11 protein-coding genes are annotated in these 12,445 nt (G+C 64.6%); 3 read left to right on the top strand and 8 right to left on the bottom strand.

What is annotated here, in order from left to right:
* Positions 1-194 precede the first annotated feature (194 nt).
* The 8 genes from ACLI1C_RS03685 to ACLI1C_RS03650 form a co-directional block, all read right to left on the bottom strand.
* The gene (locus ACLI1C_RS03685; RefSeq protein WP_411395503.1) at positions 195-2,207 is read right to left on the bottom strand and encodes a family 20 glycosylhydrolase; all 2,013 of its coding nucleotides are present in this window, start codon (positions 2,205-2,207) and stop codon (positions 195-197) included.
* A gap of 171 nt (positions 2,208-2,378) precedes the next feature.
* Entirely contained in the window at positions 2,379-3,245 is an 867-nt protein-coding gene (locus tag ACLI1C_RS03680; protein ID WP_411395502.1) for a MurR/RpiR family transcriptional regulator, read from the bottom strand.
* Positions 3,246-3,272: 27 nt separating this feature from the next.
* Positions 3,273-4,349: an ABC transporter ATP-binding protein gene (locus ACLI1C_RS03675; protein ID WP_411395501.1), complete on the bottom strand. Its 1,077-nt coding sequence runs from the start codon at positions 4,347-4,349 to the stop codon at positions 3,273-3,275.
* Positions 4,350-4,443: 94 nt separating this feature from the next.
* Positions 4,444-5,661, bottom strand: coding sequence for an ABC transporter substrate-binding protein (locus ACLI1C_RS03670; RefSeq protein WP_411395500.1), 1,218 nt, complete (start codon positions 5,659-5,661; stop codon positions 4,444-4,446).
* 77 nt (positions 5,662-5,738) lie between these two features.
* On the bottom strand, positions 5,739-6,581 hold the full coding sequence (locus tag ACLI1C_RS03665) for a carbohydrate ABC transporter permease (protein ID WP_411398206.1): 843 nt from the start codon (positions 6,579-6,581) through the stop codon (positions 5,739-5,741).
* An 86-nt stretch (positions 6,582-6,667) separates the two neighbouring features.
* On the bottom strand, positions 6,668-7,555 hold the full coding sequence (locus ACLI1C_RS03660) for a carbohydrate ABC transporter permease (RefSeq protein ID WP_411395498.1): 888 nt from the start codon (positions 7,553-7,555) through the stop codon (positions 6,668-6,670).
* A gap of 11 nt (positions 7,556-7,566) precedes the next feature.
* Complete coding sequence (locus ACLI1C_RS03655) at positions 7,567-8,721, bottom strand: Gfo/Idh/MocA family protein (RefSeq protein ID WP_411398205.1); 1,155 nt, start codon at positions 8,719-8,721, stop codon at positions 7,567-7,569.
* A gap of 117 nt (positions 8,722-8,838) precedes the next feature.
* The gene (locus ACLI1C_RS03650; RefSeq protein WP_411395497.1) at positions 8,839-8,982 is read right to left on the bottom strand and encodes a hypothetical protein; all 144 of its coding nucleotides are present in this window, start codon (positions 8,980-8,982) and stop codon (positions 8,839-8,841) included.
* Positions 8,983-9,095: 113 nt separating this feature from the next.
* Between ACLI1C_RS03650 and ACLI1C_RS03645 the strand changes: the two genes are divergently transcribed.
* The 3 genes from ACLI1C_RS03645 (at position 9,096) to ACLI1C_RS03635 (ending at position 12,385) form a co-directional block, all read left to right on the top strand.
* A complete protein-coding gene (locus ACLI1C_RS03645) occupies positions 9,096-9,575 on the top strand; it encodes a hypothetical protein (RefSeq protein WP_411395495.1) in 480 nt (159 codons plus the stop codon).
* 189 nt (positions 9,576-9,764) lie between these two features.
* On the top strand, positions 9,765-10,952 hold the full coding sequence (locus ACLI1C_RS03640; protein WP_411395494.1) for an MFS transporter: 1,188 nt from the start codon (positions 9,765-9,767) through the stop codon (positions 10,950-10,952).
* Entirely contained in the window at positions 10,952-12,385 is a 1,434-nt protein-coding gene (locus ACLI1C_RS03635; RefSeq protein ID WP_411395493.1) for a M81 family metallopeptidase, read from the top strand. The genes ACLI1C_RS03640 and ACLI1C_RS03635 overlap by 1 nt, the downstream gene beginning before the upstream one ends.
* The last annotated feature ends 60 nt before the right edge of the window (positions 12,386-12,445 follow it).

Below are 12,445 nucleotides of genomic sequence, written 5' to 3'. Positions count from 1 at the left end.
GCTGGATGACTACGCATGGCGGAGTGAATTGGCTCACCCCGCGCCGAGTTTGCGGCGCCTTCGTGCCATGCGGGCTCAACACCCCCACCTAACCTCCCCCTGAAGGGGGAGGGACAGATCGTGTTCGTGGCTGATCTTGCCCCACCGCCGGGCAGCTCCTCCCCCTTCCAGGGGGAGGCTGGGTGGGGGTCTTCTTACTCCGCAGCCCAATTCCCATACATGATGGGCATGGTGCCCACGAGCGCCTTGAAGCGGTCCCAGCTCTTGCGCTCGGGCAAGGTCCAGCCGGCTTCGGCAATGGCCGAGAGGCGCGGGAAGACCAGGCGATCGAAGATGGCGCGGTCGGTCATGCTCTCGCTCCAGATGCAGGCCTGGATGCCGAGCAGGTGCTTGAGGCCCTGTTCGGAGAAGCCGGCGCGGGCCTCGAATTCGTAGGTTTCCTGCGGGCCGGACCAGCCGGCCCAGCCGGCGCCGGGCTCGGCCCAGGCGACGCCATTGGCCATGTCGAGATAATAGCGCTGGCCGGGGGAGACGACGATGTCATAGCCCCGCTCGGCCAAAGCGGCGTTGATCTCGACATTGCGCCAGCCGATGACGAAGGCCTTGTCCTTGTCGACGGCATCGCCATGCGCGGCCTCTTCCCAGCCGCCGGTAATGGCGCCCTTGGACGCAATGTAATCATGCACGCGGCGGATGAAGGCGGCCTGGATCAGCGCGGTGGGCGAGCCCTCGATCTCGTCGGCGCCGTGATGGTTGCCGAGCTGGTTATACTGCGCCTCGTGCTTCTTGCGCATTTCCGGGCCGGAGAGCTTTTCGATCATGTCGAGCGCCAGCGGCGAGCCGGACCAGGCCGCCAGCGGCACTTCATCGGCGCCGAGATGGAAGATGCCGGCGGGGAACAGCTCGAGCACTTCGTCGACAATGGTCTCGACGAATTTGTAGACCGGCTCATAGGCCGGGTTGAGGCTGTTGTTGGGGAAGCCCTGGACCGACTGGTATTCCCCGGTCTCGGCCGGATCGCGCAGTTCCGGCAGGGCCTGCAGGGCCGCATAGAAGTGGCCGGGCATGTCGATCTCGGGGATCACGGCGACGGCGAGGCTATCGGCCAAGGCGACGATCTGGCGGATGACGGGCTTGGAATAGTAACCCCCGGTCGGCTGCGGGCCGGAGCCGAGCAGCGGCGGCAGGGCCTTGCCATGACCGCGCCAGGCGCCGACCTCGGTCAGGGCGGGATAGGCGTCGATCTCGACGCGCCAGGCCTCATCCTCGCTCAGGTGCCAGTGGAACTTGTTGAGCTTGTTCCAGGCCATGAGCTTGATCAGCCGGCTGACTTCGGCGCCGGTATAGAACTGGCGCGCCACATCGAGATGGCAGCCGCGATAGGCAAAGCCCGGCTCGTCGGCAATGGTGCCGCCGGTGGGGAAAACGAAGGTCTGCGGATGCTGTTTGGCGCCGCGCAGGATGTGGCCCAGCGTCACGAGACCATAGAACATGCCCTGCCGGGTCGTGGCCTCGACAATGGCTGCGTCCTCGGCGAAATGAACCTCATAGGCTTCGGCACCGAGGCCATCCTTGTAGCGGATGGTGACCGGCATGCCGGCCTCGGAGGCGGGGCGAACAATGGCCTCGACAGCAAAGAGATCATCGACCAGGCCGGCAAAGGCCGCGGCGGCGCGGCCCGCATCGGTGCCCTCGGGCTTGAGGTCGAGGCCGGGCGGGGCAATGCGGGCGCCGGTGGTGGCGACCGATTTGGGCCAGGGAATGATCGATACGGCGACCGGCGCCTTGGCCGGAACCGGGAATTTGGCCGCGCCCTTGAGCAGGGGCGAATTGTGCCCCTTGGCCTGGGTCGGGGTGGTGGCCAGCGTCACGATGGTACCGTCGGCCAGCACGACATAGGCGGCATTGGCGCCGTCGCTCCAGTGGCGCAGGCCATAGGACAGGCCGCGGGCGGTGGACGTCCAGGTCTCGCCCGGCTGCAGCACGAAGCCGTCGGGCGGCGCGATCAGCGTGTGGTTGGAGAGGCGCTTGAGCAGCTTGCCGTTTTCGAGCGTCGCATGCGGATCGATGCGGGCCGGTCCGGAAAAGCCGAGCTGGAAACCGCTGACCGGGGCATCGCCCGTATTGGTCAGCTCGATGCCATAGCCAAGCGGGGCGTCATCCTTGGCAGGAGTCCAGGTGGTGACGAGGGAGAAGGACGTGGTCATGAAAGCTCCGGCAAAGACAAGTTGTGAGTGGCATACCCCCACCTAACCTCCCCCTGGTGGGGGGGGAGGAACTGATCGCGTGTTGGGCGAGATCACGCGCCAACCACAATGCTGTCCCTCCCCCTTCTTCAGGGGGAGGCTAGGTGGGGGTCTTTTCGAGTACGCGGAACATCAATCCCCCAAGGGCTGGGCGTCGTCGCCGTCGCGGTTGACGACGAGCTGGTGCTTGATGCGGCGCATGGAGGCCACGGCGGAGGGGCCGAGGCGGGTAGCCACCGTCTGGGCGAGGACGTCGACGGTCGCGAGAAAGGCGTAGCGGCCCGGGGTCGGCCGCAGGATGTCGGTGTTCTCGTGCCAGTTGACCGGCAGCAGGATGTCGGACTGCGCCGAGACCATGGAGGCCGAGCGGGTGATGACGATGCGCGTCAGGCCATATTCCCCCGCCACGGTCAGCGTCTTGGCGAGCTGGGCATTGTTGCCCGAGAGCGAGAAGGCGACGATGACGGTGCCCGGCGGGGCGGCGGCGGCCCGCATCATCTGCAGCTGATGATCGTCGGTGGAGGCGACCTTGAGACCGAGGCGGAACAGCCGGGTTTCGATTTCCCCCGCCATCATGGAGGAGGCGCCGCCCGAGCCGAAGGCCAGCACGAAGCTCGATTTGACGAGGCTTTCGGCGGCCCGCTCGACGGCGGCGAAATCGAGATGGTCGAAGGTCTCGTAGATGATGGACTGGATGCCGTTGACGACGCCCTGGGCGATCTCGTGGACGCTGGACGGACCGGTGGCGGGTGCGAAATAGCGCTGGCCGACGAAGCGCGACTGCGCCAGCCGCACCTTGAAATCGGCATAGCTGTCACAGCCCAGGCGCCGGCAGAAGCGGGTGACGGTGGGCGGGGAAACCTCGGCATGGGAGGCCAGGTCGACAATGCTCATCTTGAGCACGCTGTCGACATCGGCCAGCACGATTTCAGTCAGAGCGCGTTCGGAACGGGTAAACTCGTTCTTCTCGGTCTGCAGCAGCCCGACGATGTCCAGCATGGCCCCTCCTCAGGCGGTCCTACGGCGCTAGTAGACCGCCAGACCGGCCTGGTCAAAGAGGTGGACCTGCTCGGTGGCGAAGCCGATCTTGAGCGGGGTGCCCTCGGGAACGTCCGGATCGCCCTCGAAGAGGCCGATGAAGTTCTCGCCGCCCGGCAGGGTGGCATAGGTCACGGTGTGGATGCCCAGATGCTCGACGATATTGGGCGTGACGGTGAGAGCGAAATCGCCCTCGCCCAGGCGCAGGTGCTCGGGGCGGATGCCGACGGTGACCGATTGCCCGGCAACGGACCGCGACTGCCGCGGCAGCGCGATCGTGCCCAGGGCGCCCAGATCCACCGTGACGGTGGTGCCATCGGCAGCCGTCACCTTGCCACCGATGAAGTTCATCTTGGGCGAACCGATGAAGCCGGCAACGAAGAGATTGTCGGGACGGTGATAGAGATCGAGGGGGGAACCGACCTGGGAAATGGTGCCGGCATCGAGCACCACGATCTTGTCGGCCATGGTCATGGCCTCGACCTGGTCATGGGTGACGTAGATCATGGTGGAGCCCAGGCGCTTGTGCAGCTCCATGAGCTCGATGCGCATTTCCGAGCGCAAGGCGGCGTCGAGATTGGACAGCGGCTCGTCGAAGAGGAAAATCTTGGGCTGGCGCACGATGGCGCGGCCGATGGCGACGCGCTGACGCTGGCCGCCGGAGAGCTGGCCGGGGCGGTGCTGCAGGCGGGACTCAAGCTGGAGCACCTTGGCGGCAGCGCCGACGCGCTCGTCGACCTGGGCCTGGGGCAGCCGCTCGACGCGCAGCGGGAAGGCAATGTTTTCGTAGACGCTCATATGGGGATAGAGCGCGTAGGACTGGAAGACCATGGCGATGCCGCGCTGGACGGGAGGCAGGTCGTTGACGACCCTGCCGCCGATCTCGATCTCGCCGCTGCTGACATCCTCGAGGCCGGCAATCATGCGGAGCAGGGTGGACTTGCCGCAGCCGGAGGGGCCGACAAAGACCACGAATTCACCCTCGGTCACCTCCAGGTCGATGCCCTTGATGATGCGGGCTTCGTTGAAGCTCTTTTCGAGGTGCTTGAGGCTGAGCTGAGACATGGCGGTTCTCTCCGGGCGGCGGGACCAATCCCGCGGGCGGGGTCAAGGGGCGCCGCCGCCCTGGTGCGGGCGGCGGCGAGGTCGGAGGACGACCTTACTTGTACTGCTCGAGTTCGCCGGCAGCCTTGGTGAGGGCTTCCTGCGGCTCGGCGGCGCCGGTCACGACGGACTGGACCATTTCGATCATCACGTTCTGCAGGCCGATATAGTCGGTCAGCAGCGGCTCGGGACCACCGAATTCGATACCGTCGAGGAAGGGCTTCCAGTACGGGGTTTCGGCAACCAGCTCATCGGAGTGGATCGGACGGAGCGGGGTCAGGCCCTGGGCCATTTCAGCATCCCACTGGCGTTCGCCATCGGTGATGAACTTGGCAAGGCTGGTGGCCTGCTCTTCAACGCCGGTGCCCTTGAAGATGGCCAGCGAGTCGGTGATCAGCAGCGTGCCGGGACCCTTGGCATCGGGGCCGAGCGGAAGCGGGGCGACACCCCAGTTCATGCCGGCTTCTTCAGCGCGCAGGGCAGCACCGACGCTGGCTTCGATCATGGCAACGCCACCGTCGAGCCAGATGGCGCGGACTTCGTTCTGCTCATAGGCGGTCGGGCCTTCTTCGGAATAGGGCACGATGTCCTTGAGAGCCGTGAGGGCGGCCAGAACCTGCGGGCTGTCCATGACGATATTGCCATCGGCATCGATGATCAGGCCGTCATTGGTGTAAACCCAATGGAGGAACTGGTGCATGGTGTTGTCGAAGGTCTTGGCGACAAGGCCATAGCCGGCCGCATCGGTGTTCTCGGTGATCTGCTTGGCGAAAGCGATCTTTTCTTCCCAGGTGGCGGGGGGAACTTCGGGGTCGAGGCCAGCGGCTTCGAACAGGTCCTTGTTCCAGAACAGCGCCTTGGTCGAGAAAGCCACCGGCACGCCCCACTGGGTGCCGTCGAAGGTGACGGTCTCGGGGACGAAGTTGTAATAGGACGCCTTTTCCTCGTCGGTCATCGGCACGGGAACGATCAGGTCGTTCTGGGCGAACTGCTTGAGGGTGCGCGAGCCGACATAGGCCAGCGAGACCGGCGTGCCGGCAGCGGCGAGCGTGGTCACCTTGTCCTGGCACTGGCCCCAGCCGACGACTTCGGGAGCGACCTTGAAGCCGGGATTGGCGGCTTCCCATTCGGCAAAGTATTCCGCATAGCCGGCGGTCAGCTCGTCACCGCAGTTGATGAAGGTGATTTCCTTGACGTCCTGGGCCAGGGCGGCCGGCGCTGCGCTGGCCAGGGCCAGCAGCGACACGGCAAAAAGTCCGGTAGTTTTTATCACGTTTAGTCTCCCTTGGTGTGCGACCCGATCGGGTGCGCTTCTCCGGGCTGGGGCTGGCTGGCCCCGTGCCCAAAATCCTACTGCTTGATTGCCCCGGCCGTGAGCCCGGCCACGAGGTAACGTTGCAGGAATACGATGACGACCATGACCGGCAGCACGCCCACGAAACTGGCGGCCATCAGCTCGTTCCAGATCACCTCCTGCTTGCCGAAGAAGGCGAAGAGCCCGATCGGCAGCGGCATGAATTCGGATTTGGAATTGAAGGTCAGGGCGAAGATGAACTGCTGCGCATAGGCGCCAATGAAGGTCATGATGGCGACCACGACAATGCCCGGCATGGCCAGCGGCAGGATGACCCGGCGCAGGGTATAGAGGCGGGATGCGCCATCGACCCAGGCGGCCTCGTCGAGTTCCTTGGGGATGCGGATCATATAGGTGCGCAGAAGCCAGATGGACGAGGGAATGAGGAAGGCGGCGCCGGGGACGATCATGGCCCAATAGGTGTTGAGCAGGCCCAGGCTCCGCATCAGGCGGAACAGCGGGATGAGCAGCACGGCGCCCGAGAACATGTTGACCGCGAGGAACCCGCCCAGCATGAGGCCGGCGCCATTGAACTGGAAGCGGGCGAAGGCATAGGCGGCGGGGACCACGACGATGACTACGACAATGGTCACGATCGAGGAGATGAAGAAGGAATTGAAGATATAGAGGCCCAGCAGGGGCACGCTGTCCCACATGCGGAAATAGGCGTCGAAGGAGCCATTGCTGGGCCAGAAGCTGTAGGGCGTCGAGAACAGCAGTGCGAGCGGCTTGAGCGAAACGAGGAAGCCTTCGATGAAGGGCGCCAGCACGAAGAACAGGAACACGGCCAGCCCGGCATAAAGGCCGAGCGCCTCGTACCAGCGATAGCGGTCGATCATCGGCTTGGTGCTGCGCAGCTTGAACTTGGGCCGGACGATGGCCGGGCTGTCAACGGCTGCCACTTCGGTGGTGCGGGCGACGTCGCTCATTTGGCTTCTCCCTGCGAAAGTTTGCGCACGGCGCGGAAGTAAACGATGCAGAAGATCGAGACGAAGATGCAGATGACCACGGCGCGGGCGGCGCCTTCGCCATATTTGCGGCTGCCCATGGCGGTCTTGTAGGTGTCGATGATCATCGTGGTGGTGGAGCCCGAGGGCCCGCCCTGGGTCAGGATCCAGATGATGTCGAAAGAATTGAAGGTGGCGATGAGCGAGAGCAGGCTCATGGTCAGCACCGCCGGGATCATCAGCGGCAGGGTGATGCGGCGGAAGCGGTAGAAGCGCCCTGCCCCGTCGGTCCAGGCGGCCTCGTGCAGGTCGCGCGGAATGGACTGCATGGCGGCCAGGAAATAGATGGTGACCATGGGCACGCCGATCCACACGTCGGTGACGATGGTGGCCCAGAAGGCGGTGTCGCCATAGGCCAGCCAGGCGACCGGGCGATCTATGACGCCAAAATTCTGCAACAGGCCGGAAATCATCCCGAACTGGCCGTTATACATCCAGCCCCACATGAAGATGCCGATGGCCATGGGCACGACCCAGGGCGGCATGATCAGGATGCGGAACAGCGTCTGGCCGGGAATGGCGGCATTGAGCAGCACGGCGCCGCACATGCCGATCACCATCTTCATGCCGACCGAGAGCATGGTCCAGATGAAGGTGCGGATGATCACCTCGGTGAAATTGCCGGCGGTAAAGATGCGCAGGTAGTTGGCCCAGCCGACGAAATCGTAGTCGGGGCGCAGTGAGGCATTGGTGAAGGAGAGGATGAAGGTGTCGACCAGCGGATAGGCGACGATGATCAGGATATAGATCAATGCCGGGGCCAGCAGGGCCAGGGCGAACATTACGGCGCTACGGCTGCTGGTCATGGGCCTATCCCTCAGTTCGCTCGCCCGAGGGCGGCGTCGAATTGCTGCCAGATCGGGGTCATGTCGATGACGGATCGGGTCCGCATGGCCTGATCCATGGTGAGGGCCAGAAGGCCCGCCTCGAGAGCGTCGGTCACCGATACGGGGAGCGGCACGCCTTCGAGCATATGCTTGAGAATATCCTCGGCCATCTGCTCGTCAGCGCCATAGTGCTGGCTGAGGCCGCTAGTCTTGTAGGTGGTGTCGACCAGGCGATCGGAGGTGCGGCTGTCGGTGACGCGCAGGAAATTGCGGATGAAGTCACCCTCGGCCATGCCCTTGGCGCCCATCACGGCAAAGCGGCGGAAATCGTCGGGGACATTGAGATTGGTGTGAAAGCTCAGCGCGGCGCCGTTTTCGTACTGCACCATCGCCGTCTGGAAATCGATGATGTCGCCGTCGCTGTCGAAGACCTTGTCGCTGCCCATCCAGCCGGCCGGCTTGCGATGGTAGACTTCCATGTCGTTGATGCCGAGATTTTGCGGCGCATTGGCCGGCACGAAGGTGCGTCGGCCGCCAAAGCTCGACACATATTGCGGCCGGCAGCCCATGACCCCGTTATAGAGATCGAGGTCGTGGCAGCACTTTTCCAGCATGAAGCTGCCCGAATAGCGCTCGTAGCGGCGCCAGTCGCGCATGAAGAAGGCGCCGTGATAGGGCGGGATATGCTCGGAGGCCTCGATGGAGGTGACGTCGCCGAGCAGGCCATCGGCCTGGGCCTGCCGCAGGTCAACATAGAGCGGGGCATAGCGCAGCACGAGGCCCACCATGACATTGTCGGAGCCATACTGGGCGATGAGCCGGGCCAGTTCCATGGTCTCGTCGACCGTGGTCACCACCGGCTTTTCGGTGAAGATCTTCTTGCCGCGTTCCAGACCAATGCGGATGTGCTCGAGATGGAGATGGTTGGGCGAGCCCACCATCAGCAGATCGAGCTCCTCGCTGTCGAGCATGGCCTCGAGCGAGCCGTAGGACTTGCCGACCGATACGCCGTGCTCGGTGGCATAGGGCAGGCCGGCGGGAGCGGGATCGACATAGCCGGCAATCGTGAAGTCGGGCCTGGCCAGGGAGAAGACCCGAGCCAGATATCCCAGACGATAACCAAGGCCGATAATGCCGACGCGCATGCTGTCCATACCCTGCTGAAGATCGCCAATCTCTTTCGGATTGGTCGGGAATTCTGTAAACGATTTTCAAGACTAGGATCGTTCCGAAAGCAATGTCAACACGAATCCGGCTCACATTCAATACCAATTTAAACCACCCGCCGACTTTGCCCAAAGCAGCGCCATTTTGCCGAATATCTGGGCGTTTGTATCGTGTTCGATGCCAGCTCGGGTGTGGACAAACTCTCCGGAAACGGGCAGCATGTTCAGATTGGTATTCATCTGGGCTCCACTGGTTGGTTTCATCCAGATGTCACCAATGAAAATATGAAACACAATTGGCGCAGGGCCGATAGCGGCGCCGCGCCGCCGCCCTGCGAACCGCGAGAGCCCTGATGAGCAGCACCAATCCCTTCCCCAACGATCCCGACCGCAGCGCCATCTGGACCATGCTGGTGGAGCGCGACATCGCCGCCTTCGTCGCCGCCGACTGGTCGATGGTCGACGGCGATTTCGTCAAGGAGGGGTTCCTGGGCATCAATGGCAAGAAGTCGGGCAATCCCGATGACTGGCGCATCAGCTTTCCCACGCTCGAGGCCTATCGTGACGACTGGATCCGCCAGGCGCAGGAAAGCCGGAAACTGGTCTATGCCGAAGACGTGCTGACCGGCATCCACCGCGCCACCAGCCTCACCGAGATCGAGATCAATGGCGACATCGCCATCGCACATAAGAAGTTCGACGGTTCGATCGCGCTGGCCGATGGCGGCAAGGACGTCCTCAACTGGCAGACGCTCTACTTCTGCCGCAAGGTCGATGGGGTGTGGAAGCTGACCGGCTTTGCAGGATATCTGCCCTATCCGATGGCGAAGTGAGTGGAGCTTATCCCCTCTCCCTCAGAGGGAGAGGGACGACCTGACGCGTTCAGCGGAAGGTCAGGGTCAGGGGTGCCGCGCCACCCCATGCTTTGAGCGTTCGGATAGCGCGGCACCCCTCATCCGCCCTTCGGGCACCTTCTCCCTCAAGGGGAGAAGGGAACGACTGAAGCAACCGAGACCAGACGAATGTCCATGTTCACTCCCCAGCGCCTGACCATGCTGATCTTCTTCCTGCAGCCGATTGCCTTCGGGTCGTGGCTGCCGCGCATTCCCGAGGTGCAGCAGGCCCTTGGGCTGGGGCCGGCCGGGCTGGCGCTGGCCTTGCTCGGCCTGCCCTGCGGGACCTTGCTGACCCTGCCCTTTGCCGGGCCGCTGGTGGGGCGGATCGGGCCGCGCACGGCGATCCTGGTCGGCATGGTGCTCTATTCCATCGCCACCAGCCTCCCGGCCCTGGCGCCCAGTCCGGCGCTGCTCTTCGTGGCGTTGATGCTGGCAGGGTCGTCGCTGTCCTTCGTCGAACTCGGCCTCAACGTGCAGGCGGACCTGGTGGAGAAAGCCACCGGCGCGACGATCATGACGACGTCGCATGGCTTCTGGTCGGTGGGCATCATGGTGGGGAGCCTCCTCGGCTCGGGGCTCGCGGCGCTGCAGCTTGACGCGCGCTGGGCCATTGCACTGGTTGCCGGTGCGGTGCTGCCGCTGGCCCTGCTGGTGGCCAATCGCCTGCCGGTGATTGCTGCCGAAGCGCCGCGCGGGCAAGAGCAGCGCTCGGTCTGGGCCCTGCCGAGCTGGGCGCTGCTGGGCATCTGCTTTTTCGTCTTCGGCATCACCATGACCGAGGGCGCCATGGCCGACTGGTCGGCGATCTTCCTGCGCGATGCGCTGGGGGCGGAAGGCGGCGTGGTGGGTCTTGGCTATGCCGTCTTTGCCTTCATGGTCGCGGCGGGCCGCTTTGGCGGCGACAGCCTCAAGCGGCGCTTCGGCGCCGTAACGACCGCGCGCATCTGCGGGAGCCTGGCGCTGGCCGGGGCGGCCCTGCTCTATATCGCCCCCAATACGGCGGTGGCGCTTGTGGGCTTCGGCATTATCGGGCTCGGGGTATCGGTGGGCTTTCCGCTGGCGGTGACCGCCGCTGCCAGCCTCACCGACCGCACGGCCTCGGCCAATGTCGCCATTCTCAGTTTCGTTGCCCTGCTGGGCTTTCTCGTGGGCCCGCCGGTCATCGGCTTTGTCGCCGAACATGCCGATATGCGGCTCGCCATTGCCTGCCTCGTGCCGGTGCTGCTGGTCAGCCTGATGCTGACCGGACGGCTGGCGACCGCAAAGCCACGCTGTTCCGCCAATCCTGAAGCCGAAATTCCCGGAGTGCTCTGATGCGCATCGCTGTTGCCGGGCTGCATACTGAATGCAGCACCTATAATCCCGTCCTCGCCCGCGAGGCCGATTTCCGCGTGCTGCGCGGGCCGAGCATGCTCAAGGATGCCTATTTTGATTTCCTGACGCATTTCCCGGCCGAGTTCATCACCGTGCTGCATGCCCGCGCCATTGCCGGCGGGCCAGTGGAGGGCGCGCTCTATGCGCGCTGGAAGGCGGAGATCCTCGATGGCATCCGCGCCGCCTTGCCGCTCGGTGGGGTTTACCTCGCCATGCACGGGGCCATGTTCGTCGAGGGCCTGTTCGATGCGGAAGGCGATTTCATCGCCGCGGTGCGCGACCTGGTCGGCCCGGACGTGCTGATCGCCGCCAGCTATGACCTGCATGGCAATGTCAGCCAGCAGATCATCGACAGCCTCGACATCTTTTCCACCTATCGCACGGCGCCCCATATCGACGTGCCGGATACGATGCGCCGCGCCGTGACCATGCTGGTGCGGGCGCTGACCACCGGGCAACGCCCGGTGGTGGCCTGGGCGCCGGTGCCGGTACTGCTGCCGGGCGAGCGGACCAGTACGCAGGACGAACCGGCGCGGACATTCTATACCCAGCTGAGCCGTGTCGAAGACCCGACCGGCATCTGGGATGCCTCGTTCCAGGTGGGCTATGTCTGGGCCGACGAGCCCCGTTCTACCGCCTGCGCCGTCATCACCGGCACCGACCGCGCGGCGATGACCGAGGCGGGGCGGCATCTGGCGCAGAACTACTGGGATATCCGCGAGGGCTTCGTCTTTGGCACAAAGACCGGCTCGATCGCGGACTGCGTCAACTGGGCGAGGACGGCCGGGAGCGGGCCGGCCGTGCTGGCGGAATCGGGGGACAATCCGACCGGCGGCGGCGTGGGTGACCGGGCCGAAGTGCTGGCAGAGCTGATGGCGCGCGACGCGCAGGGCGTGGTGTTTGCCGGCATTGCCGACAAGCCGGCGACGGACGCAGCATATGCGGCAGGCGTCGGCCAGTCGATCGATATCAGCATTGGCGCGACGCTCGATCCGTCGAGCAAGCCGGTGCAGGCCACGGCCGAAGTGGTGTTCCTACTCGAAACCGAAGATGCGCGGCTGCGCGAGGCCGTGGTGCGCATCGGCGGCATTGATCTGGTGCTGACGGCGCGGCGCCGGCCGTTCCACAATATCGCCGACTTCACCCGGCTCGGGCTCGATCCGCGCAAGGCGAAGATCGTCGTGGTCAAGTCGGGCTATCTGTCGCCCGACCTGGGTCCCATCGCCAATCCAAGCCTGATGGCGCTGTCGCCGGGCGTGGTCGACCAGTTCGTCGAGCGGCTCGAGCGCAGGCACAAGTCGATCCCGCAATTTCCGTTCGACAAGGACTTCGCCTTCACGCCCGAAGTGCGCTGGAGCAAGCGGGCGGGGTAGTTCGCCTCGGATCATCCGAGCCGAGCTTCTGCGGCCCGCCACTTGGGCATATCCCTCGAG

The organism is Devosia sp. XGJD_8 (genome assembly GCF_046614475.1).
Taxonomy (GTDB): Bacteria; Pseudomonadota; Alphaproteobacteria; order Rhizobiales; family Devosiaceae; genus Devosia.
Note: the sequence above shows the minus strand (reverse complement) of the source record. Positions and strands in the feature narration are given on the sequence as shown.

Bases quoted from the DNA above. Each gene is read 5' to 3' on its own strand.
- ACLI1C_RS03645 (WP_411395495.1), top strand. From the start codon at position 9,096: ATGAGCAGCACCAATCCCTTCCCCAACGATCCCGACCGCAGCGCCATC.
- ACLI1C_RS03675 (WP_411395501.1), bottom strand. From the start codon at position 4,349: ATGTCTCAGCTCAGCCTCAAGCACCTCGAAAAGAGCTTCAACGAAGCC.
- ACLI1C_RS03655 (WP_411398205.1), bottom strand. From the start codon at position 8,721: ATGCGCGTCGGCATTATCGGCCTTGGTTATCGTCTGGGATATCTGGCT.
- ACLI1C_RS03680 (WP_411395502.1), bottom strand. From the start codon at position 3,245: ATGCTGGACATCGTCGGGCTGCTGCAGACCGAGAAGAACGAGTTTACC.
- ACLI1C_RS03635 (WP_411395493.1), top strand. From the start codon at position 10,952: ATGCGCATCGCTGTTGCCGGGCTGCATACTGAATGCAGCACCTATAAT.
- ACLI1C_RS03660 (WP_411395498.1), bottom strand. From the start codon at position 7,555: ATGACCAGCAGCCGTAGCGCCGTAATGTTCGCCCTGGCCCTGCTGGCC.
- ACLI1C_RS03640 (WP_411395494.1), top strand. From the start codon at position 9,765: ATGTCCATGTTCACTCCCCAGCGCCTGACCATGCTGATCTTCTTCCTG.
- ACLI1C_RS03685 (WP_411395503.1), bottom strand. From the start codon at position 2,207: ATGACCACGTCCTTCTCCCTCGTCACCACCTGGACTCCTGCCAAGGAT.
- ACLI1C_RS03650 (WP_411395497.1), bottom strand. From the start codon at position 8,982: ATGAATACCAATCTGAACATGCTGCCCGTTTCCGGAGAGTTTGTCCAC.
- ACLI1C_RS03665 (WP_411398206.1), bottom strand. From the start codon at position 6,581: ATGATCGACCGCTATCGCTGGTACGAGGCGCTCGGCCTTTATGCCGGG.